This is a genomic window from Rhodoferax sp. TS-BS-61-7 (genome assembly GCF_002943465.1).
Taxonomy (GTDB): Bacteria; Pseudomonadota; Gammaproteobacteria; order Burkholderiales; family Burkholderiaceae_C; genus Allorhodoferax.
Genome location: NZ_PTQY01000002.1, coordinates 175,353 through 198,110, shown reverse-complemented (window position 1 = coordinate 198,110; position 22,758 = coordinate 175,353). Strand labels below are relative to the sequence as shown.

17 protein-coding genes are annotated in these 22,758 nt (G+C 54.5%); 6 read left to right on the top strand and 11 right to left on the bottom strand.

Annotated features, from left to right (window positions below; genetic code table 11):
• Positions 1-46: 46 nt before the first annotated feature.
• Positions 47-676 (bottom strand): DUF6806 family protein, encoded by a 630-nt coding sequence (locus C5F53_RS06760; RefSeq protein ID WP_105260601.1) that lies wholly within the window; start codon positions 674-676, stop codon positions 47-49.
• Between the two features lie 367 nt (positions 677-1,043).
• Here C5F53_RS06760 and C5F53_RS06755 point away from each other — a divergent pair, with 367 nt between their 5' ends.
• Positions 1,044-1,361, top strand: coding sequence for a histone protein (locus tag C5F53_RS06755; protein WP_105260600.1), 318 nt, complete (start codon positions 1,044-1,046; stop codon positions 1,359-1,361).
• Between the two features lie 735 nt (positions 1,362-2,096).
• On the top strand, positions 2,097-2,813 hold the full coding sequence (locus tag C5F53_RS06745) for an AlpA family transcriptional regulator (protein ID WP_105260598.1): 717 nt from the start codon (positions 2,097-2,099) through the stop codon (positions 2,811-2,813).
• A gap of 368 nt (positions 2,814-3,181) precedes the next feature.
• On the opposite strand, the gene C5F53_RS06740 is transcribed toward C5F53_RS06745, so the two are convergent.
• Positions 3,182-4,096 carry a hypothetical protein gene (locus C5F53_RS06740; RefSeq protein ID WP_146097315.1) on the bottom strand — a complete coding sequence of 305 codons (915 nt, stop codon included), beginning with the start codon at positions 4,094-4,096 and terminating at the stop codon, positions 3,182-3,184.
• A 1,031-nt stretch (positions 4,097-5,127) separates the two neighbouring features.
• Between C5F53_RS06740 and C5F53_RS06735 the strand changes: the two genes are divergently transcribed.
• Positions 5,128-6,357, top strand: coding sequence for an inovirus-type Gp2 protein (locus C5F53_RS06735; protein ID WP_105260596.1), 1,230 nt, complete (start codon positions 5,128-5,130; stop codon positions 6,355-6,357).
• The gene (locus C5F53_RS06730) at positions 6,350-8,107 is read left to right on the top strand and encodes an ATP-binding protein (RefSeq protein ID WP_105260595.1); all 1,758 of its coding nucleotides are present in this window, start codon (positions 6,350-6,352) and stop codon (positions 8,105-8,107) included. Before C5F53_RS06735 ends, C5F53_RS06730 begins: the two co-directional genes overlap by 8 nt.
• 433 nt (positions 8,108-8,540) lie before the next feature.
• On the opposite strand, the gene C5F53_RS06720 is transcribed toward C5F53_RS06730, so the two are convergent.
• The 7 genes from C5F53_RS06720 to C5F53_RS06690 all read right to left on the bottom strand — a co-directional run bounded on the left by C5F53_RS06720 (position 8,541) and on the right by C5F53_RS06690 (position 18,869).
• Complete coding sequence (locus C5F53_RS06720; protein ID WP_236635282.1) at positions 8,541-9,611, bottom strand: caspase family protein; 1,071 nt, start codon at positions 9,609-9,611, stop codon at positions 8,541-8,543.
• A 61-nt stretch (positions 9,612-9,672) separates the two neighbouring features.
• Positions 9,673-12,156 (bottom strand): effector-associated domain EAD1-containing protein, encoded by a 2,484-nt coding sequence (locus C5F53_RS06715; RefSeq protein ID WP_105260592.1) that lies wholly within the window; start codon positions 12,154-12,156, stop codon positions 9,673-9,675.
• Position 12,157: 1 nt separating this feature from the next.
• Positions 12,158-12,994 (bottom strand): hypothetical protein, encoded by an 837-nt coding sequence (locus tag C5F53_RS06710; protein ID WP_105260591.1) that lies wholly within the window; start codon positions 12,992-12,994, stop codon positions 12,158-12,160.
• 3 nt (positions 12,995-12,997) lie between these two features.
• Positions 12,998-13,951, bottom strand: coding sequence for a GTPase domain-containing protein (locus tag C5F53_RS06705; protein WP_201740813.1), 954 nt, complete (start codon positions 13,949-13,951; stop codon positions 12,998-13,000).
• Positions 13,952-13,958: 7 nt separating this feature from the next.
• Positions 13,959-15,272, bottom strand: coding sequence for a GTPase-associated system all-helical protein GASH (locus C5F53_RS06700; RefSeq protein ID WP_105260589.1), 1,314 nt, complete (start codon positions 15,270-15,272; stop codon positions 13,959-13,961).
• A 338-nt stretch (positions 15,273-15,610) separates the two neighbouring features.
• Complete coding sequence (locus tag C5F53_RS20095) at positions 15,611-16,450, bottom strand: hypothetical protein (protein ID WP_146097314.1); 840 nt, start codon at positions 16,448-16,450, stop codon at positions 15,611-15,613.
• Between the two features lie 508 nt (positions 16,451-16,958).
• Positions 16,959-18,869, bottom strand: coding sequence for a 3'-5' exonuclease (locus tag C5F53_RS06690; protein WP_105260587.1), 1,911 nt, complete (start codon positions 18,867-18,869; stop codon positions 16,959-16,961).
• 527 nt (positions 18,870-19,396) lie between these two features.
• Between C5F53_RS06690 and C5F53_RS06685 the strand changes: the two genes are divergently transcribed.
• Entirely contained in the window at positions 19,397-19,918 is a 522-nt protein-coding gene (locus C5F53_RS06685; RefSeq protein ID WP_146097313.1) for a hypothetical protein, read from the top strand.
• A gap of 344 nt (positions 19,919-20,262) precedes the next feature.
• On the opposite strand, the gene C5F53_RS06680 is transcribed toward C5F53_RS06685, so the two are convergent.
• Positions 20,263-20,610, bottom strand: coding sequence for a hypothetical protein (locus tag C5F53_RS06680; protein WP_105260119.1), 348 nt, complete (start codon positions 20,608-20,610; stop codon positions 20,263-20,265).
• A 166-nt stretch (positions 20,611-20,776) separates the two neighbouring features.
• Between C5F53_RS06680 and C5F53_RS06675 the strand changes: the two genes are divergently transcribed.
• Positions 20,777-20,977, top strand: coding sequence for a helix-turn-helix transcriptional regulator (locus C5F53_RS06675; protein ID WP_236635281.1), 201 nt, complete (start codon positions 20,777-20,779; stop codon positions 20,975-20,977).
• A gap of 116 nt (positions 20,978-21,093) precedes the next feature.
• Here C5F53_RS06675 and C5F53_RS06670 read toward each other — a convergent pair whose 3' ends face one another.
• Entirely contained in the window at positions 21,094-22,665 is a 1,572-nt protein-coding gene (locus C5F53_RS06670) for an LA2681 family HEPN domain-containing protein (protein ID WP_105260585.1), read from the bottom strand.
• Between the last annotated feature and the right edge of the window lie 93 nt (positions 22,666-22,758).

Below are 22,758 nucleotides of genomic sequence, written 5' to 3'. Positions count from 1 at the left end.
TCAGTATACGTGCGCAAATGCCGGCTGCGCAGAAAATAAGTGCCGCTCAATGCAAATGCCGCGGCTTGCGTCCACCACCGTGGCCGCTGCCAAATCCGCCACCCGAGCCACGCGGGGGTTTTCCAATTTCTAGGGAGCTCACCAACGCATCAAACCGCTGCGTGAACAACTTGTCCACTTCGGCGACAACTCCCCCCAACTCGGAGCCATCAAAATGGCGCTCCATGAGATTGATCAGATCTTGCACCAGCAAGTCACGCTGAACTTGCATGATGGAGGCCGGATTGGGCCCCACAAACAACACCACAAAGTCATCGCGCGAGGCTGCATCGGAGGACAGTTCGTCTTCATCAAACTCGGAGTCATAGAAAGTCACCTCAATGGCAGCCCCAGCATCAGCCAACTCATTGAGGTTCATGCAGACTTCATCCAGTGTCTGACGAAAGTCTTCATCACCCGCCACGGTCCAACACATCTGCAATACACGGTCAGGCGCATCGAACTGGATGCCTGGCTCGTCTTCATAGCTACTTTTGGAACCGTCCGTCAACGACTTGGCTCCGGCGTACTTCCACATCGGTTTCAAGGCATCTTGTAGCTGGGCAAAGGTCACGTCCGCACGCAGCAGAATCTGGCCATGGACATGGATTTCGAAAGGGGCGTTGTAGTTCGACATAACAGTATGTGGTTGCGAGACCGGAACCCCAAAATTCGCCCGAAAGCACCATGGGCAAAAGATCTCAAGAGCAGCCCTTTCAAGCTGCCAACAGCAGGTCAACGGGTGCAAGCTGATTGTACTGAATGCCGTCCACAAGCACGGCACGCATTGAGATTGCAATAGTTCTTCGCCATCTTGGTATTTTTCTTTCTGCTATTTGGTGACAAAACAGCGGAAATCCGAGTCCCGTTTTGCGAGGCACACCGCCGTCCTTTGGACGTAATCGGTGCGTGCAGAACACGCACAAGGGGCTTACCCAAAGATTGACGACAATAGAGGCCTGACTGGATATCTAGTCAGACAACAAAAAAGGAAATTCAATCAAATGGCAACTGCAAAAAAAGTGGCTCCCAAGGCCGCAGTAACTCTCAAGGCAAAAGCTGCCCCTGCGAAGATCAAGAAGGTCGTAGTCTCCAAAGAAGCCAAGCTTATTGCAAAGCTGACAGAGAACATCGCCAAGCTGACCGAGCGTAAAAACAAGATCTCTGCAGAAATCAATACCTTGCGTGACCAACGCACTGCACTCAAGGCTGCGCCTGCAGTTGCACCGACAGCCCCCAAGGCCAAGACTGTAGCTAAACCTGCAGCAAAAGCCCCAGCCAAGGCTCCTGCAAAGAAGGCCAAGGCAACTGCCAAAAAGTAATCGCCAAGCGATTGCCAGAAGCAATAAGGGCCCCAATTGGGGCCCTTGTCATTGGTGCACTCGGCTCAGCTGCACTTGGGATCACATACAGCTTGGGATTTCCCAATGAACTTGCGAGATTTGAGTTCGCTACGGGGACGGTGTTTGCCGCACAAGAAGCAGGACATGGTCGCGGCTCCGGGACTTGACGCTGTCAAGAATGGCGATCCACCAATTTTTGACTTGTAGCGCAAACCGTCTTCCAGGATCTTGGTTTTTTCTGCAGACTTACTCATGCCATGATTTTACGTTGTCAGTGATGGAGATACCGCATATGAGCCGGCGCCCAACTGCCAGCAACCCTTGCGGGTATTCAACTGGCCGCTGAAGTGAAAGGAAAGCCACAGGTTTTCGAGGTAGCTCCGGCATACGCCGCTTTATCTACCCACAGTGTGAGGTAATGGTGCCGAGACCGGTATCCAAAACATGCCGCAAAGCACCATGGATAAACGATCTCAAGCCCCTCGCCCTTCAAAATACCAACAAAAATACCAACAAACAGTCGGATTACAGCAAATAGCTTGTTAGATCATGAGTTGAACGAAGCCTATGGAGCCTTTACAGCTTGATCAAGTGACCAAATTTGTAAAGACGATATGTGATTGTACTGAGTTGCCTGAGAACGACTGGCCTTGAAGTACATTGCAAAAAAACACCAAATTGGTCAAGACTGCATGACAAAGAAGGAATGACTGCATGACCGGCTCGGTTTTCCGCCTCAAGGATCTTATTCAGCGCACCGGACTGTCTCGATCTGCCATCTATGACCGAATGAACCCGGACTCACCTCGGTATGCCCCCGATTTTCCAAAATCGTTTTCTCTCAGTGGGAAAGCTGTGGGGTGGAGCGAGGACGCTGTCGCGGCATGGCTCTCTGCGTGTAAGACCGCCCCTCAAAAGACTACGTCCAAAGCCAGATCAAACGCTGCACGTGATGGCAAAACGCCACCGCCAAACAAAGCACCCACGCAAAACACTAGCGCCAAACGTAATAAAACTCCAGGCAGCTTGGCCTCCACGATTCTGGAAGGCGGCGAAATCAACGCACGTATCTTGAATTACCTGCAAATGTCGGCCTGGACCCCGGCGATGGGCGTTCTGATCGTTTGCGGAATCGCACCAGAAGCCAACTGCACCGAGATCCCGGAAGAAAACATGGGTTTGGACGCAAAACCCATCAAAGCCGCTAGCCTTCAGATCATGAGGGCTCGGCGAATGCTGGAACAATGGAACGACTGGGCAGAGGATGAGGAGCCGATCACACAAATGTCACCTGGACGATTTCTATATTGGTGCCAGGACAGCGACATTGACACGGATTGGCTGCGCCTTTGCCTGCAAATTGCAGGTTTTCGTGACGACTCGAAAACAGACCTTACTGGGGCAAGGTTCGCTTTGTTGACCTCAAAGTAAACGACCTCAGTGACTCTGCCAGTCATTTAGGCATGCGGCATAAGTCATACGCAGGTCCTGATGGCCGATCTAACAAGATATTCCAGTCCGTAGCGGAAAAGTTCCGCTTCGGAATGCAAGGTGGTAGCTGTACTAATCTGCGCCACCAGACTTCTCCGGCGCCAATTGCAGCATTCCGACTTCTCCAGTAGTACTCCCAAATCTCTGGGCCAATGCAGGGCCGTACCGTGCAGCACGAAGGACATCTACGTACCACGCTCTCCTCATGCCGTGTTACGGAGGTCTCGGCTATCCAGACATCGTGGTGCTGGAAAATGACTCAGGTGCTTAATGCTCGTCGATTCAGTCTGATCGTGAGATAAGTGAAGTCACTTTGACGTCGCGCTATCGGTAGACGCGGCAGGTCTGAACGCCTTGTACCACCTCCGCCTTTCGCTCAGGTAGATTTTATTTTCCGCCTCATCGTGGATAAGTGTTTCCAATATCTCCGCCCGACTAAATCGAAACTCCTCAGCAAGCTTGTCCAACTGTTTTATTGCCTGCGTACTCAATACCCAATTCACCTGCTTCTTACCCTTAAGATTCTGACGATATAGGTTTTGTGAGCGTCGCTTCTTAACTCGTTCAACGAACAGCTTAATCTGTTCAACAGAATAACTGCTGACGTCAAAATAGCGAAGCATATCTTTCAAATTATTAAACCGGGGGTGCCCCAGAAGTGACGAAGGGTTCTCCTTCATCAAAACATCCCACATCAGAGTACACCGCTCACACTCGTCTTGCTCCAGAAACCAAAAGTACAGGCTACCTTTTTTTAGGTGCTCATTCCAGGCCGCATGCATTTGACATACCACCTGATCCTTCGTAATCAAGGGGAAATTGATCCAGTCAATAAGACCCACGATTAGTTCTCGCCCAGAAAGCACAGCTTGAATTGACTCTGCCATATCTGGGAATACGAACTGATTTCTCTTCAAGTACGAGAGCAACATCCGAATTTGTCGCGTGTCATTTTCAATCCATTTTAACGATGGCTCAGGTAGAAAAGCCTCCCAGAACGTTGACCGAATAACTCCGCTGACGTGTTGGTTTTCGAGACAAAAGTTAGCCATCCCTGCCACATCTTGCGGATGCTTCAGCCCTCCTGGAAAAGCCACTAGTCCCGTTCCCCGGCCATATGTAACGGAGAGCCAAATCCACACCTTCACTCGGTAGGTAATCTGATCTGGATTCAGATCTAAAGCCTTTGCAAGGGAAGCACTATCAGCATCATCTATGGCCATTTTTTACTATATCCCTAGTAGATTTTTAGTGGATTTTCTTAGACGTTTTATCGTCATTTGTTGCCAGTTTCACTGCAGTTTTTGACGACTTTAAGTGGATGTTTTTGTGCGTCTTGCCTGGTAGTTTAGCTGGTTTTGCCGCGAAACATAGACAACATCGTTGCTCAGCCATCTTCGTTGCACGACTGACACTATGGATCGCGCTAGAAGGGCGCGAAACCAGGTAACAGGAAATCTGGGGCGACTGAGCTTCAAAAGTCCAACGAACAAGCCACGAAAACCGACGCGCACCGACAGCGTCAACTCACATTGGCATCCATGGAAGCTGCTGCAAAACCTCGGTCAGCCTAGCCAAGGCATCGCAAGAACCTTTGTCCTTACTGACTCGCGATTGACCCTCTAGGCCCCTAGAGGAGCTAGCACTCCCGCTCGGAAGTCAATTTCGTTGACAGGGAAAGCGTTGTTGCGCTTACCACCCAAGTACTCATTCATGATTTTGATGGATATGCACGATGGACTAAACGGTCCATCGTGCATATCCATGTGAATGTAAAAAAATACTCGGCCTCCCTAATCTGATGAGAGGGACTAACTTTTCCAAAAGCGCAAGGTTATGCAGCCCATGAAAACCAGCAAAAAAGGAAGCGCAGTTGCAGATTAGCTCTAGGCCATATCGATTCGACTATATCGGGAGTTAATTCAATATATACAAAATAATTTAAGTCCCCTACCCATTTCTACCAATAGATAACCAAGAAAGGAAATTTTAGTGATGACCCAGCAATACGTGGAGGTTGCCTCACCCGCTTAAAGACTAAGCCCAACAAACCCCATACGTATATTCAATTAGCTGCGCCTACTGACCCACTAACCAAGAGGGAATTCAATACCTAGAGAAGTTCACCGCGCTCCCATCACTGCCACCACGATCGCAGCAAATCCAGTAACAGCTGGAGGGGGATACTTTTGCCCAAATAAACCCGACGGTACTCACCTGGCGTCAGGTGGGCCGGATTCACCAAGGACTAGAAATGAATATTGCACAACACATCACCGATGCACCCAGCGCCAGCGAGTTATTCGCATCGGCCACTAAATTTGAAACCCATGGTGACGTCACCGTTTTGCACGATGAGGGATTCGCTATTTTATGCACCCTCCTCAAAGCCCAGCAGGTCGTTTACACGGTCTCGCAGTCAACCGGGCCCCTCTTCAGCGTTGAGGATCTGCGCAAAGGCCAAAGCAAGGTCTACCGTGTCGCCCCTACTCTGTGTGGCAAACAATTACTCGGGCTGATTTTCGAGCGTTTGCCCATGTTGGTCGACGACCACCCTGAGCACACATTCCGACCTGAGATCCTGGTGTTGAATGAGGCCCTGACGAAGCTGGGCTTGGAGGACTTGACGCGCGAAGCGCTTATTGGTTCTGAACTGCATGGAACCCAGGCTCTGTGCAACGCGCTGAATTTGTGTGTAAACCATATCCGCGTGACTTTGACTGCACCTGAGTTCCAGGCTCGGATTCGCAAACAGACCCAGGCGTCACTCAAAAACCAACGCAGCGCGTTTCGGTGGCTGGATTTCATCCTGCAAAAAAATGTACGGTTGTGCGCAATCCGGATTGATCTCACATATTTGAAGCAGTTTCAGTGGAAGCAAGCCAAGAACAGCGAAGCCGCCCTGCATGCAGTCGATTTGGCTGAGTGCTTTGCGCACCGAGAGCGCTTTCTGCGCCAGTTGCCAACATGGATTGAGCACGACGCGCTACTTGGATATGCACTGAAAACCGAATATTCCGTAAGACGGAGCGCACACCACCATGTTTTGGTCCTGATTGACGGCTCAAAACTTTGCAACGCTGAAGTGATTTGCCACATGCTGGGCTACCGATGGGTACACCAGGTCACACAAGGCCGGGGCAGCTACTTCAATGTCAACGCGAATACGGACCTGAACTCACCCACTTGCGGGATTGGAGATGTCTTTGCACACGACCTAGCCAAAGTCGACAACCTCAAGCGTTACGTGATTTCGTACATCGCAAAGCCTGACCACGCGATTCGCTGGGTGGTGCCGCGCAAGCACCGGCTGTTCCTCAAATCAGTGGCCAAGGTACTCACGGGGAATAAGCGAGGCCGCAAACGGACCAAGATGCCTGTCGTGGTTTCGGTGGGCACTCCCCCTGTTCAAGTGATGGATGCCCTGCCCTCCCCGGCTGTGCGCTCTGCCGTGACAACCACTGAGGAGGTGCAATATGCTTGAAAAAAAAGCTGCCGCAGATGCATTCCAGCAGTCCGTGATGCAAGCCATCCGCTCAGAACGAGCAGTGACGCCCAACTCACTGACTTTGCGTATGACGGAGTGCAAAGACACGCAATTCGGCTGCAAAGTGCGTGTGGAGGCCATGGAGACAGACCCCATCAGTACTGTAGATGCCTTGCTCATTGACGAGCGATTCAGGGATGCCACGGTAGATTGGGCTGGCAAGACAAGCGACAAAAGAGTCACCGCTCAGTTCAGCAATGACGAGGACAACGTCCTGTATCTGCGTGGGGCCTCGGCATTTGAGTTGCAGCAAGTTGAAACACTGCAGCTGAACAGCCTGGATTTTTTGACTCCCATTTTGAAGGCTTGGACATGTGAAATATGGAGCGAAAAGGCCATGGGTATCTACGCGGCGATGAAATCCACGATCCCCGTGGACGCTGTACCGCTCGCCCAACAGAGCATTGCAGCGCGTTTAAGTCCATCGCAACAAGGTGCACTGGGGCTCGTCAATTACCAACTGGGCTACCTGTGGGGACCACCAGGCACGGGCAAAACGGAAACATGTGCGGTAAAAGTGACAACCTACCTCATGGCAAAACAGGAGGCCAAAGTTTTGGTTGTCGGTATTGCCAACGACCCCTTGGACCAAGTCTTTCAACGCGCGGACCAGTTACTCAAACTGTACGGGAGGAATGACCTGCGAGGCCATATGACGCGGTATGGCATAGGTGCTGCGCGCCACTTCTTTGAGCACCTGCTGCCTGGAAAAAATGATGAGTTGGCACCGCGCCGCCCCAAACCCGATGACCAACGTCCCGTGACAAAAGACCCGGAAATGGTTGGTTTTGATAGCGATCGGAAAGTCACGCGGTTGTTTGCGCTGTCGATTGCTTCGGCGATTGCCAGGATCGAGCAACTCCGTGCGATGGGTCCCTTTGATCTGCTACTCATTGAAGAAGGTTCACAGGCAAATCTGGCTCAAGTGCTGCCGCTGATGGCTTTGGCAAAGTCCACCGTGGTCGCTGGTGATCCAGCCCAACTGTCGCCCGTTTCAACGTCTGATCGCCCCGAGGTCAAAGCATGGATGGCACGTTCGGCCTTTGCGCTGATGCCGAACATGGAAGCAGACTCGGTCTACATGCTCCATGAACAGCGCCGGATGGCCGAGAAGATCTGCCAACTGGTCAGCGCGGTGGGGTACAACAACACATTGGTGACTGCGCCTGATTGCCTGACTGACGGTCTTTGGCAAAGCGAGCGTCAGGTTGGTTTCGCAGACTATGCGGCGGATCAAGCCGTTGTTGTCCCAGCGCTAAACATGACACCAACTCCTCACAAGGGAGCCAAGTTTCGCGTTGAGTCTGCGTCTCGGATCTTGGAGATGCTGCAGCAGCAGCGCTCAGAAGTGCCGGGATTCAAGGCGGCGGATGTGTTTGTGCTCAGCCCCTTCCGTCTGCAGGTTCGGGTGATCCGGGCTATGTTGGACAGACATGGGTTCAAGGACGTACGTGTAAAAACGGTTCACCAGACCCAGGGCAAGGAGGCCAAGATTGTGATCTTTGATCCTGTCGATGGGAACTGTCCGTTTTTGAAGTCGGAGGAAGCCAAGCGTTTGCTGACGGTGGCATTTAGTCGGGCGAAGGCAAAGTTATTGGTATTGGCGACTGAGGGGGACTGCGCCAATCCAATTTTGCGCATGGTGAAGAACTTGGCAGAGGAATACATCCAATGCGCTAAAGCCTGAGGGGTTGGAACATGTTGGGTTGAATACATGTTTGTCCATGGTCGGGTGAGCTCGAACTCACTTGAGCTCCCCCCCCCTATAGATTCGGGTGAAGACGAGCCCGAAGATCTTGATTTGACTGTCGCAGAGCGACCCAAAGCGGAGATTCGCGCAGCCAGACAGGTGACCCGGTAGCTGACATTCAATGGCGGAAGCAATTCGGTGAATGAGATATCCGAAATGCAGTGGTTGCGGCCCATCGCAACCGTGGGCCGAACTCACGCTGAGAACCTGCAAGCGGTCACCGGCAGAGGCGATCAGGGGCACACGAAATTAACCTGGGCCGCTTCAACGAGCATCGCGCAACAGTCAGGCCACAGCCGCGATGACTTCACAGCGCAGTTGATGCCGGCAAGAAGCCATAGGACTTCCTGGTCGCCTAAGCGGGAGCCGCTCAAGGCGCCTGTAGCAATGCCAGCTGCGGATGATTGGCAAAGTCACTCTGAGCAGCGTTGAGCAGGGTTGCGAAGGTAATGGACCGTCCCCCACCTCCCTGCTTGAGCTTGCGGAGCGCGGAGTGCCAGGACGCTTGACCGCTAGAGTGAAAATCCAAACGAGACAAGTCGCCACCAGCACGGCTCCAGATCTCTTGGTCACGCGGACCGAACGGATATAGATCGACAAGCACCGTCTCAAGCGCAGCCCACGCGTCACCCAGCTGTGGCGATGCATTAGCGCCACTGCCTGGTAAGGCGGACTTCTTACCGCCTTTGCTAAGTGCTACTGCAAAGTTCAACTCCAGGTTTTCAGCCTTGAAGATAGGGTGCTGGCCGTCCGGGACCTGCTTCGGAATCTCTTCGACGATGTAGTTGAAGAGGTCGAAAATTTTAATGAAACCACTTCCAGCTGCGTCTGCCCCCCCGCGCAGACCGGCCAGCAGAGCGGATGTGAAGACGCTGTTACGTGCTCCTGTGAACACGGCCGAGACCTCATCCGCACGACATGAAGCCATCAACGCTCGTCCGCTTCCACTTGCCAGCTTTGCAAACGTGGTGGATGCGTAGCCAGACTTGAATCTGTGTCCCTTACCGTCGGTCAACGTCTTCGAGATGGCAGCGCCACCGGCATGACATGCGTCTATGAACACCAGCACTCGCTTGGCCCTTATTGCGGCAAGGGCTCTGGCGAACTCGTCGGAACTTATAGACGTAGCTTCAAGGTCAGCGAGGTCTGTGTCCACGGTTGCCAAAACGCTGTCTTCCGAGCCTGGAGCGCCAACAATGGCACCATGGCCAGAGAAGAAGACGCATGCCGTGTCGTCCGTTCCCGCTCGCGCGGCTAGTTCTGCCAGGCCCTTCAGTACGCCTGTGCGCGTAGCCTGGCTGTCCAGCAGCGTGACCACATTGGCAGGCGAATAGCCGCAGTAGTTGGGCGACGTCAGAGTGGCAGCGATGTCGCGCGCGTCGTCGAGGATGGCTAGGGGAAGGTCTGTGACGTGCTGGTAGCTCGACACTCCGATGAGCAATGCGTGTCCTTGAGGGTAACCAGTTGTATTCATATTTAAGGGGACTATGGAGACGTCAGTGTTAGCCGACGATGTCTACGTCATTGGCGAATAGACCTAGCGTTTCGTTGCCTGGACGGTCCTCGCGCATCTTTGCCAGTAGCGCTCGTGCGTTGGGGCGTCCGCCGTAGCGCATGGACCGAAGAGCGGTGTGCCAACGAGTCGCACCGTTCTGCGACCAGCTGGGTAGATCGGAGTTCTTCCCGCCAGCGCGAGACCAGAGTTCCTCGCAATCCGGGCCAGTGGGATAGAGCTCGCACGCCGTCTCCTCAAACGCCCGCCATTTGTCATCAGCACTGGGTTTGAAGATTCCAAAAGTCCAGCGCTGAAACAGGTTGAGGAGGCTCGAGCACTGTTGAAGAGCAGGTGTGAGGTCGTACCTGCGGTCCGCAAGTCGGTTGCAGAGAACGGCGACTGCACGCTGCCAGCGCCTGCTTGCCACCAGGGTTCCTAGCTGATCAGCATCGGCATGGGGCAGCGCGCGGCTGCTACGCAGGATGTTGCCCAGCAAGCTGACGAAAACCTCCTCGCGAAACGATGGGAGGGCACTCACGATGGCTAGTCGGGTTCGTACCGGCACAGCCGCGTCCCCAAGGACAAGGTCCAGGGTGGAGTTCGTCATCACGGCCTCTTCAAGCTCCGGCTCCGGGCGGTTGATGTCGGATCCTGCGACCGCAGCGTTGAGCCATCCAAGGGCTGTAGCGCGCAAGTAGAGGTTGCGGTGAGACACGGGAAGAAGCGACCAGAGGTTCGGGCGATCAGGTGCTGCAGTCAGGTCTGCTAAAGGGGTCCCAGCAAGGGCTTCTACCAGTCCGGTGAATGCACCTGCTCCCTTGCCGAGATGCACCAGCACAGTGTCTCGAACTTCCAGTGGGTTGCCAGGTGCACTCCACAGCGAGTTGCTCTTCCCAATGGCGGCGGCCCAGATTTTCTGCTCGGTTAGGTCTTCGCAACCGATACCAGTTAGCACCTCCGGTTGAGCGACCGCTAGGTCAGCGCACATTTCAACCAGGCGAGGGTCCTTGAGGACGATGGCAGCTTCCAAACTCTGGGCGAGCGTCGCGTGGCGAAGCGCAGCCCGGAGCCCAGCTGTATGGACCAGTGCCTTGTCCACCTTGAGCTGCTGCACTGCCGCCTCAAGAGGAGAGACCGTTGCTGCCAAAACGGCGCCGTGAGCCATCAGCCAACCTCTTTGGCGCAGAAGTGCGACCAACGACGCAGGATTGGCGGGGATGAGCCGCCTAGGAATCTCCTGCACTAATCGCTGCTCGACGGAGGACTCGGATCGAAGCTTCTGGATTGCGGCGGTAGAGGCGGCGTCGCTGCGCTCCACCCATCTCCAGATGGCCTTCCAAAGACCGGGGTTGTCGTGCACTGCAGCTGCCAACAGACCACCGGCGACCGCAGAGCGCCATGGCGCCAGAGCCAGCACAGCGTTTTGGGATGCCTCCACCATATCCACAAGGTCAGCGTCATCGGCCGGGGCGAACTTGAGTTCGCTGACCAGAAGCACAACCTTGGACCAAAGCGTTGGAGCGTTTGAGAAACCGTCCAGCGACAGATTCCTCATCTGTAATAGCCGCTTGCAGCCAGCAGTGGGTAACTGCGCGGCCAGTCGCTGCAAGAGGCTGTCCTTCAGCTGGACGCCTGATGTTCGCTGGTTGGAGAGGCCGTCGGCCAAGCGAACCGCTGCAAGGAGATCGTCAAAGCTGTCGTTGCCCGCCTTGAGGCTGTGCAGCCGCTCCAACCGACTCAATACTCGCACGTCGGTGACCTGCACGCCAAGATCCGCCCCAAGCGCTAAATACTGCGCCGCATCAGCCTTGCCACAGAGCACGGCCGCGGAGGCTGACTCGGCCGCCTGGTCGTCTGGTTTGACGATTCGATGTTGAGTCCAGCGAGCCTGAAGCTGCTCCGGCGTGCAGACAAGGGCTGGTGGCGGCTGATCCACGACGTCATTCGGTCCAAAGCTGAGCCGAAATGCGAAGGTACGCCTCATAGCGGGCCAAAGGTTGCGCCATAGCGAGTGAACAAGGTTCTCGAAGCCCTCCACTCCTAGCCGAACAGCGGGAGCCTCCCTTTGACCAGCTATAGCATTGGCAGCGCCGATCAAATCCGGCGCAGGGGGAAGGCCATCGTCGAGGGGTTGTACCTCGATGGCCGATGGATTCGTTGGGCACGCCGAGGCCGTGGGAGCCAGGCAAGCAAATAGCGCCATGAGGCTGCCCACCTGCGAGACCTCGTCCAAACTAACGATTAGTGCATGGGTCAGCACCATGCCGCCGCGGGACGCAGTGGTGTCCAAGAAGGTCCGTGCCAACACGTAGTGCTGGTCCACGGGAAAGCCCCGGACGAACGGAGACCAGACTTGAACACCAGGAGGCACCGCATCCGGCAGGTCAAGCTTTGACGCAATATCAGCGGCCACCAATGCGTCAGTACTCGACGCTCGCAGGCCGTGCCCTCTTCCCTGAACCTCGCCGTAGACAGCTTGCTCGACGCGCATTTCAGGGTGTTTCAGCCATGAGCCGCTGGATGGGCAGTGTGATGTCGCTCTTTCGCTCGCCATCCGGCAGCACCACGTAGCCGAAATCCTCAGGGCCGCGCGTCGCGTAGTCGGCATCAGGCATTGTCATACTCAGCGCCTTCTCAAGCGCGGATAGACCGATGACGCTCGGCGTCATCCAGTTGCTTTGCACGAAAGACCACAGCATAGGCAGCCGTGCCGCCAGTAGATCCGGCGGCAATTCGGTTGTGCGGAGCTCGTCCCAGCAACTGAGCAGGATGGTCAGCCGAGGCTTACGAAGCGGTCGGTCGAGGGAAAACTGCGCCAGGTAGAGCAGCATCTGGAGCAACTCAATTGTCCTGGCCTGATCTGAAGGTTCGAAAGCCGTCGGCTCTTCCTGGGCTTCTGCCGAAGCAAACGACTGTAGTGGCCGCGAGAACAGGTCCTCATCCGAGCGCAGAGAATGCAGTCGAATGAGGACAACCCAATCCGTCGCTTCCAGCACACGTTCACGCCAGGCCGGAGGAATCCGCCGCTGGGTCACCAGATTGCGAACCTGCTCGCCGCCGTAGTCCGGCCAGACGAGCTCCGCCGAGCGCCCCGAGTCGTCTTGAATAGGCCAGACGCTCTCGACATAGCTGTTGGCCGGCGTGTGATCGGTGGCCATGCCTTCAGTCAGACAGCTGAGGGCGGAGGTAAACGCTTCAATGTTGGTCGGTGCACCGTGCATCTTCAAGGCACCGACCTTGACCATCAGACGCTTCAAGAACTGGGCGCCATAGTGCGTCTTACCGACGTTTGACTCGCCGACCAGCAGGATGGTGTGTTGCTCGGCCATCTACTATCTCCTCCCGAAGCGAAAAAGGGGATCGTGGCCGGACGCCTTGGTCGCCGGCAATTCGACTCCAGGCCGCTTCGTTGAAAGAATCCAGTCGAACAGCCTACGGAAGCCCTCCGAAGTCTCCACACCCTCTCGAGGGGCCGCACTCACAGTGAATTCAGGAACGGATAGCGACGCGAAGGCGACCGCGCGTCGGATTTGCGCTTCCATCGCTGGCGCTACTTCGAGGTCTCCCTTGGTCCAGACGAGAGCAAGGGGACGACCGCGAGCATCGGCGATGGCACGCTGAGCGAGCAGTTGGAAGTCATTTCGAGCCGTTCCCATCTTTGGGCCAGAGAGCGCTTGCCGGTCGGCGATGAGCAGTGTGACATCTGCATGCCGAGCAATCCACCGAGCGCCTTCCGCATCTGGAGCGTCCTGGTTGATGGCCCATTTCCTGAACCATTCTCCCGGCGCATCAGCAAAAAGCAGATCGCGCAAGCTCCCATCCTCCCGGCGGAATGCCAAGTGCAGCATGCCTGGAGAGCGTGCGTTGCCACTCGGAGTGTGGGGAGGGAAGCGAGGTGGCTGCGGCCCCGGCTTCCAGCGCATGGATGTCGCTACAGCCTCCCAGCCTGTCAGGGTGTACGAGTTGCTGAAGGCGTGCACCTCGGTGGTAAGGGCGCCGCGTCCTAGGAGCAGATAGAACGAGCCGAGAATCGTCGTCTTTCCTGCGCTCTCGGCCCCAATGATGCCAACCGTGATGGGCTTTCCTCGACCGTTGACGAAGTTCAGGTCGGACTCTCCCATCGCCAGACCGGTCCAGGGGAGCAATACTTCGTCCGCTGTCGTGGTGGCCGCAACTGTCGGATTCGAGACGCGCTTCCATTCCGGGCACAAATCCAGACTGAGGTGACCCAGCGTGCAGGTTGTGTTGTCGTCAGCGAAGCAGTTGTGGTGAGGACACTTGTCCATACACAACCTACTTCTTCTTCGTCCGCTTGCCGGCGCTGGTAGCGCGCGCAGCCTGCAGCTCGCGGAACAGGAAAGTTCCCCACTCGGCGGGAGTCATCATCGCCGACGCATCCACGCCACCGAGCGCACGCAGTGATGTGGCGTCAGTTGCCACCGGCTCTTGGGCGTGTCCAATCAGGGACAGAAGTGGCCCTCGACCGGCTGGCGCGGGTACGTACTGTGCAGCCAGTACCCGAAATGGTTGCATGAATGCGGCTGTCTTGGCGTCTTGAACGAGAGTTGCGACATCGCGCTGACCGCTGCCCTGGCTCTCTGGTTCAGTTGGCAGGCAGCGGATGGCTTCTTTCAAGAAGGCCGATACGCTCGCCGGCGAGTAGGTCGGAACCTGTTCATGCAGGTCTAGCGCCATCAGCGCCGAAGCCTGGAAAACGGGCATCTCCAGATAACTCTGATGGACGCTCGGTGAGTAAAGCGCTTCCTTCCACCACAGCAGGTTGGTGCGACGCTGGAGGCCGGCCGTCGCGCCGCTGAAACTGGCTAGCGCCGCTTCGACGTGTGCAGTGACTGCCTTGGCTAGCGACGTCAGCGGCGCCGAAAGATCGACCGGTGCAGGAGCAAGCTCTTCGGCCATTGCATCCAACGTCTCGGCGATGGCAACGCTCATTTTGTTCGCAAACTCTTGCGACCAAGCCTGCGGGTTGTTGTGAGGTTGATGTTGGTTTGGATTGTTAGCACCCCATGGGCCCGCAGCGGAATGAACCTTCACCTTCAGGGTAGGCCGATCAACGATAGGCGGCTCGAACTCGACCTTGCCTGGCGCCGGAGGCGTGTACTTGAGCGGTTCGACAGAAATCATATCCGGCGTCGCCCACTCCGCTTCCGCACGCGCGTCAACCTTCGTCTCGATTTCGCTGACCGCTTCCCGCCAGATCGGAGCCTCGTCGGCCGTCTCGGAATGGGCAAGGGCGTTACGAGCGGTGTTCACGAAGGCAACGGCAATTGCGTCATCCTCACGAGCGGCCTGAACGATGGCATCAAGCAGGACGGCCCGCAGGACCGTGACCGGACGGCCAGTAAATGCGTTAGATACTGTTTCCCAGCGCTTGCGCAGCGCCCCCATTGCTTCTTCAAGCACGGGATCACCAGGCGGCACGGAGGGATCGGCCGACACCATCGTGAAGTTAGCTGTCTTGGCTGGCGCTTTACGGAGCGCAGCGCTCAAGTCCTTCGCAGTTGTGCGCAGCTTCTCAAGCTTGGAGTCATCGCTGTTGAGATTGATTGCCCCACTTTCGAGGAACCTCATCAGATACTCTTGATCCATCCTCTGCCTCCCTAAGCATTTTCGTCATTTCGGAGAATAATACGCGACTTCCCCTATGTTCATAGCGACGCAAGTAGCAAACGACAGCTCGAAGGTTTAGCTGACTTATGCGACTTGGTATGCGCCGTCGCTGGTGTAACCAAACGCGGCGAGCGTTCACGGGCGGGGCGCTGCATCTCGAACTGCAGCTTTCGGCTCCCGCACACATTGGGTGGGCAAGTCTCAGCGGCTGCAACCAGCCCGTTGCTGAAATTCAAATTCGTCAGGAAGGAGCCGGTAAGGCATGAAATTCGCGGCTCCAAAGCAGTCACATGCAAGCGTCGGCACCTGGCCCAAACTTACTTTTGCGATTGGTTTGGTAGTACAGCGACATATCCAACACCGGGCGAAAGCTTCAGTTCTTCTATGCGGGTTGGGTCAACGCTCCAATGTCCGGCAATTGCCGTTGCATCGCCCTCACTGGGTATCGGTCCGCGTTGGCGTTCAGATATCTTTCTGTAAGCTTCCTTGAACGACAGCCCTGAAGCCACTAAGTGCTCTCTTTCATCTTCATTTTTTTTAGCCATGGAAAAAATGGCTGATGTCGCTTCTTCTGGTGTCATAGCCGACAGATTTGGAAATTTCAGCTGTTTCTCTACAGAGGTTTGCGGACCGGTATTTTCATAGACATCGCCATCTGAGAAACAAAAAAGTCGCTCAATCTCTCCGCCTTTGGCACGAGCCCAGGCTTCAAAGCCAACTACGCGGTAACTTCCAAAAAACTGCACCTCATCAAAGCTTTTTACCAGTGCACCAAACATCGAATTAAATTGACCGTCAATGTCTGCATTGCGCCCTTGCGAACGCCTATCAGGATATGGGAGCGCCAAGCTGACCATTAAGACCCACCCCTTTACCGGTGGAGAAATGAAAACATATCTATCCCCATTCGGCTTATTGTTGAATGAGTAGGCTGCCGCTATGCCACTTGCCCAGTTCGCAGGCTGTAGGTCCTTTAATCCAAGTGTCTCGGCGACGTGCATTGGTTCTTGGGTTTTTACCGCAAACCAACTGGTCTTGAATCCAAAACCCTCTGGCAAGTCAGGCGTTTTGTCAAAAGACGGAGCCGCAACAGCAGGATGCACTGCTGAAGCGATAGTCAAGACCGTCGCGGCCTTCAGAATCTTTTTTAACCACATAAGGGCCTTTCTTCTCGAATGAATGTTGCGTTGAAGGAACGGCTAAACCTGAGCGCCCAACGCCTCCTTTAACAGTGCTAGTAGCTTTCGAGGGTTGTCCAGAGCAATTAGGGCTTCGTACAGTGCCTCGTCGGGAGAGGCCTCGTTCGCAAATCCCACCGCTGCGGCAGCACGGGCTTGCGCAAAGACTGCCTCCGCTTCGACTGAGCCTTGTGCCTGAAGTTGGATATACCGTTCGTCCAGACCAGCGGCGATCGCAGTTGCATCAGTGGTCGTGTCAAACAGTGCGGATGGGACACCAGGGACTAGCCTTGCCACTTGCAATGCGACAAGACGGACAGCCGCGAGGCGTGCGCTGGCCTTTGCACCGGCGAGTTCCAATGCGATTTCTGGTGAGGCTGTACTTAGGCGTTTTTGCATTGTTTATGGCTAGGGGCCGCTCCGAAGCCGACATTGGTCAACGGCTGCTTCTGGCCCAAAGTCATCAATCGCACCACCGGCACAGGATTCACTGCCTGAAATGACGCAGGAAAGTCGACTCTGAGCCTTCACGGTAGCTGATGGCGAGACTGTTGCGTGCTCTGGAGGTTGCCACGTAGAACAGGTTTCGTTCATCCTGGCTAGACCCATCAAACATCCTGGCATTGCAATCCGGGATGAAGATGTGCTGAAACTCTAGGCCCTTCGCGTCTTCGATGGTGGATAGTCTGAACTGATGCCGTGCAGCAGATTCCTTGCGCTTCTGGTGGTCAATGATGTTCAAGGCACCCAGCAGTCCGTCAATCGAGTCATAGTGCTTGGCCACCTCGGCGAAGCTCTCCAGAGAAGAGATGGTTTCCTCTATGTCTCGCTTGGACACTAGAACCTTCTGCGCCATAGCAAGGAAATTCAACGCCCGCACAAATTCGCCAACTCTCTGCGCATCGTTATAAGCCGCGATCTCCAGTGCGGCATGCACAGAAGTGATGAGCTGCTTGTCGGCCTCACCCAACAATGCGTGAAAGACGAAGCTCCTAAAGTTCTGCTCCGTGGCGGACTCTACGGTGTTTTTTGTCTCCTCTGCAGTGCTTGGAACTGGCAGGTTTACGCCAAGGTACTGCCACACCGCCAGTTTGGCCTCAAGCAAGGACTCCGGCATAAATACGGTTTGATGGTCTACCGCAATGGACAGAAGCATCCGAACAAATGCTATCTCCGGGCGTTGCAAGAAAGTCTTGAACCCCACCGTTCGGTAGCCCACACCTTTCAGATGCAAACTGTGTTCCAGCTCCACTGAAGCCCCAGGATGGCGCAACAGAATGGCAAAGTCTTCTTCGACTGACCCGGCGTCACTTTTGTATTTACCGAATAGCTCCAGAATCAAGCCAGCATTGTCTTTGGCATGCTCCGCGCGATGCAGGCTGACTAGGGTCTTCGCAGCAGGGGACGACTGATAGTCCTTCTTGGAAAACAAGGCCAATGGACGTGCCACCTGTTCACCAAATCTGTGCGTCAGGGTGAGCGGAAAACGGGATACGCCGCCAATTTCTCGATCAAGGTCCGGCTCCATGAAATAGGCGTCTGCTCCGTGTTTGCCGTGAATGACTTGGTCACGATCTCCGATCCCCATGAAAGACGCATTCAGATTCTGCTTCAACAAGTGACTAATCACCGTGAACATAGACCAGCTGCAATCGTGCATCTCGTCGAGCACTATCCCCTCCAGGCTCAGATCGAGGGGATGTTTGTCCCCACCCCAGATCGGATCATCCGACAACAGATGCATTGCCATGTCATAGGTCGAGTCACCGACGTACCGGAATCGGGGCACGCATTCCTCGGGATGTGCCGAATCATTCCTCAGCTTTTCGTATTGACGCAGAACCGCCAAAGAGGTGTAGTCGCAGCCTAGGTCAGCAGCTGTCGCGGGGTCATACCGGAAATGGTCACCGTATCGCTGCGGCCCTAAGGTTCCTTTGATGTACGAAAACTCCTCCAGTAAATGCTCCACGGACAAGACACCCGTTCCTTGAATCGAGAAATCGCCGGGGAACCGTTGATCCGAAATCCCACGAGCAATCTGGATTGCATTCAGTACGTAAGGTTTGACTTCCCGCGCGTCGGAATAACTGATAACCGCAGTGCCATCAATTTTTTTCAGGCGTGCAGCACAGAATTCCTCCACCGTACCAAGGCGAATTTTGGAAGTAATGGCTTCGGGCATACCTATGCGACTAAATGCCGCCGAATAGGCCAATACGCCAGGTTTGCTGAAAGCAAGTGCACAGATACGGGAAGGATCAACACCACGATCGACGAGCCGCCAAATCCTCATAGCGGCTGTAGTGGTTTTTGCAGCACCCGCATTTGCCTCCACAAGAATGCGCAAAGACTCGGAGTCCAGTATTTTCTGCTGCTCGTTACTCGGCGTTATTCGCATTACGGGAACTCACCTTTAGGTCCATTGAAGATTCAGTGTAGCGGCGAAATTGAACACTATTCGAAGTAGCCAGGTGGCACTTCAGCCATGGGTTTCCGTCAAGCCGACCTTGGCAAACACAACTGCACTATGCGCCGTCAAAATGTAAAGAGAAAAGCTCCAAAGCAGGCATTCTCCAATGACTGCTCATGCCGCCCAAACCTGCCTCAACATTTGACTCAAAGCGGTAAGTCTCTATGTCGAATTTGGAGTCCAATTCAGTACGCTCAAGTGAGCTGCACCTCTAACATGCAGGCTTATTGGATAGTGAAGGAAGTAGCCACCAGAAAGACAAGCGCAGACAGCTACTTCTTCAGTTTCGTGAATATTTAGGATGCAGCTATGGCCGCTTGAAAAAGCAACCCGAGCTCGCGTTTTTGCTCTACCGTTTCATCCGAAACGCTCGTTTGCACGAGTACTGTCTCTGTTGGCAAGTCAATAAGTACGTGCTGCCCATATGCGCCATGAAATGCAGGCCTGGAACTAACATGAAAACAACTTTGAACTTCGAGTGGTACGACGACTTCACGCGATGGGACTTCCCCATGTCGATACGCAGTAAGGGCTTAACTGAGATCATTTCTTGGATTGGTGCGGACATTGAGGCTTGTGGTGGCGACGCTGCTCAAAAGATGATTCAGCGTCTGCGCGGCATCAAAGTCGGCCAAGAAAAGAAAGGCTACATCGGAACTGGAAATGCGCACAGTATCTTGGCTTTTGATCAAAGCTTGTACCTTCGATGCGAGTTTGACGACGATCTCAAAGTTATCTTGCCAATTGACGAGGCTATCAATGCACTGGTTAGCTACGTTAAATTCAAGAGTGGTGATTGGCGAGACCCCAATTGCCAGCCAGAACCATTTACGGTTTCATACGACTATGAGGGAGCCGAGGCGGAAGCACATTTCGCGGGTACCGGCTTACCCTGGGGGTTATCCGAGCAGGACATCGCATATGACAACGGAAAACTCAATGCGATGGATAAAAAAGGAAAGAAGCGCGGCGGATAGTTGGGGCAAATGGGGGAGTCCCAGCAGTTAGCCAAATAGACTTGGCTCCACCACCGAATATTTGCCCGGTCTATTCGCCCAAAGCAGCCTCCAAGGGGGGACTGGAGGCGATATTAAGCGGCTAAGTACCATCCGCCAGCCGGGCGATGCTGCCAACGGCCGCACCACCCTGGACCGCCAGGCCCGCGTATATTCAGCCACGATTGGTTATGGCGCTGGTGGTAGCGTCAGTGTGGGCGCCACTAAGATCAACAGCGACTATCTGCCAGCCTAGCAAAAGTATTTGCCGGGGAACGGACTCAGCCGCGGTGAGCTTTTGTCACATTCCCTGCACTGCTCAGTTCCTAGCGCTTGTAATCAATCGTCAAAGTCCCCGTAACCGCATTCTTTGCGATCTCATAGTCCGGATTCCAGGTCGCCAAGTTGTGTATACCCATCGCGATTCCCGCAGCCCATCCCCCAATCACCGTTGGTGAAATCGGGATCGCCGCCGCAGCCATCGTGGCCATACGCCCTTTGGTATAGACCCGGCACTTCAGGCCTTTTGACTCAATGACCTTCTCCAAGGTCGCAACCGCCTCAGTCATGTTCAGCCTCCCCACGTCCTCCAATACAAAGGACTTGCGCTGATCAATAAGCTCAGCGACTTTTTCGTTGGAGACGGTGTTGATCGAGTACACAGAGTAGTCCATGGTTTTCAGTTCCTTTAGGTTGAAGCGCGATCCCGCGTGTGATCACTCAAACTCACTTTAGCATGAATGCTACTTAGATTATGTAGACCTAAAATCATCTAAATAAGACGCTCTGGGGGTGCCAGCAACCAAGCCCCCCATTCCCAAAACACTACCCGCCAAAGCCTTGTTTGGCCTGCGTCTTCGCGCCGCGCGGGTGGAGATGGCCTTGTCTCAAGAAGAGCTGGCAGACCAAGCCGATCTGCACCGAACCTACATCGGCCAGGTTGAGCGTGGGGAGCGGAACATCTCCGTCGACAATATGGAAAAACTGGCTGAAGCCGTAGGCAAGGATCTCTGGCGCATGCTGCAACCAGACTCAGATTGAGCTAAACGGCGTCCGGTACTGGACTGGCTTATTTAGTTTTTTGAACAAAAATATTCACCAATTTGCACGAAGCGCATTTGAGCGCTGCGTGCAAGTCACTCGTCCTGTTTGGTTGATCACCCCAGACGTTGCTTGTAGATGTCATCTGCCATGTAGATGGGCATCTCACCCGTGCGGCCCTCTACGTCGGCAACTGTCCTCCGGCGACGCTCTTCCTGATGCATTCCGAGCAAAAAATAGATCAGTGCCGATCTAGCCAGTTTCAGCATACGCAGTGTGCGTTGCTCCAGCTCCGTTACCGTGAGTGAAAATGCCAAATCGTCCTTGAATAGATCGAACCCCTTAGAGATCGAGGGATCAACTGGCACGATCATCGAATGCAGCTTGAGATACTTGTGCTCCAAATGGTTTCGCAGGTCATGACAGTTCCGTGCATCTGGCTCCGTTGTGTCTTTGAGTTCCGAATCAAAAAAGTCCTTGGCCAGCCAGAACAGCCCCCGAAACGGCAAGTTCTCCGTATTTTCAAATTCTGGCTTCAGACTCCCAGTCTTCTTATCTCGCCAGATATGCCGGAAAGAAATCTGCGTGGCTGGAATGCCAAGCTTCATGTAATGGTTCAGAAAAAAAGCCATCTTGTCGAACAGTGAGTAGCTCATCCTAAAGGCCAGCTTCACCTTTTCCGCAGCCACACCAAATACAGGGTAGTCGAGTGTGTTGTACAAGCTTACGTCTCCATCGGAGAAGTGCATGCCTTGCATAGTGACACCCTCGTAATAGAGCCAACGCGCCGAAACAAATTCCTGCTTTAGCTGATTGAAGAGTCCCAGCACAACCGGTTTTTCGTTGAGCGCTGTGACGAAGGTTGGAAGTTGCATCACATCACGTGCAGCAATCGAATATGGTCCGGTGTCATTCAGCGGGTTTAGAAAAAGGCATTGATGCAGACACCAGTGTCGATAGGCCTTCTCCTCTTCGGTATCACCCAATGAGAATCCATCTGGGTTGTACTCTGCGGAGAACGTTGCCAAGTCGATTCGTTTGGCAATGTAGTCAGCGGCCTCCACAAAGCTCGCTTTTAGTCGCGGATCACCGTACTCTGGGTAGTCTCCAAGGCTATTGATGGCGTGCATCATGTCCGTGTGAGCATCGACAGCTAGGACCTCTCTGTGACCACCGTCGTACAGATGCCGCGCGTACGTCAGTTGACCATAGCCACGATTGAAACGCGCCATCCAAAAGTTGGGCTGTTTGTCCAATGCACGTGACCATAACTCGCGTGCCTCAACGAACCGTCCAACGGAATTGAGCTGATTGCCAAGGTTCGTGAGGATTTGGCACTGCATAAGAGTGGACATTTCATCAAATGCACTCCGGTTCAATGCACGCCTCAGCAGCAATATCTGCCGCTCCAATGGCTCCTGCTCCCACGCCCACGTTGTGGTTAGCTTTTGGCGAGCTACCCGGTTGACGTTGGCCCAGGCGTTTGCTCTGTAGTAGTCCAGTTTGACCAGCTCAACACCCGCCACCAGACTAGCCTCCAGCCTGTCAGCCCAGGCGAGCACCTGAGTATTCAGCTCCGGATCTTCAGTGTCCATCGCATGATCGACCAAAAGTGCGATGACATCCAGGGACTCAGTTACCTCAAGCCCATCTAGTGTTTTTAGTGCCAACGCAGCTTCAAGATTCACATCAGCACCTCATGTTGAATGCCTGCTCGTTTAAGCGGCATTGACAGCCCATTTTGACCTGTCCTGCTCATTTTTAATTCGGAACAGTAATAG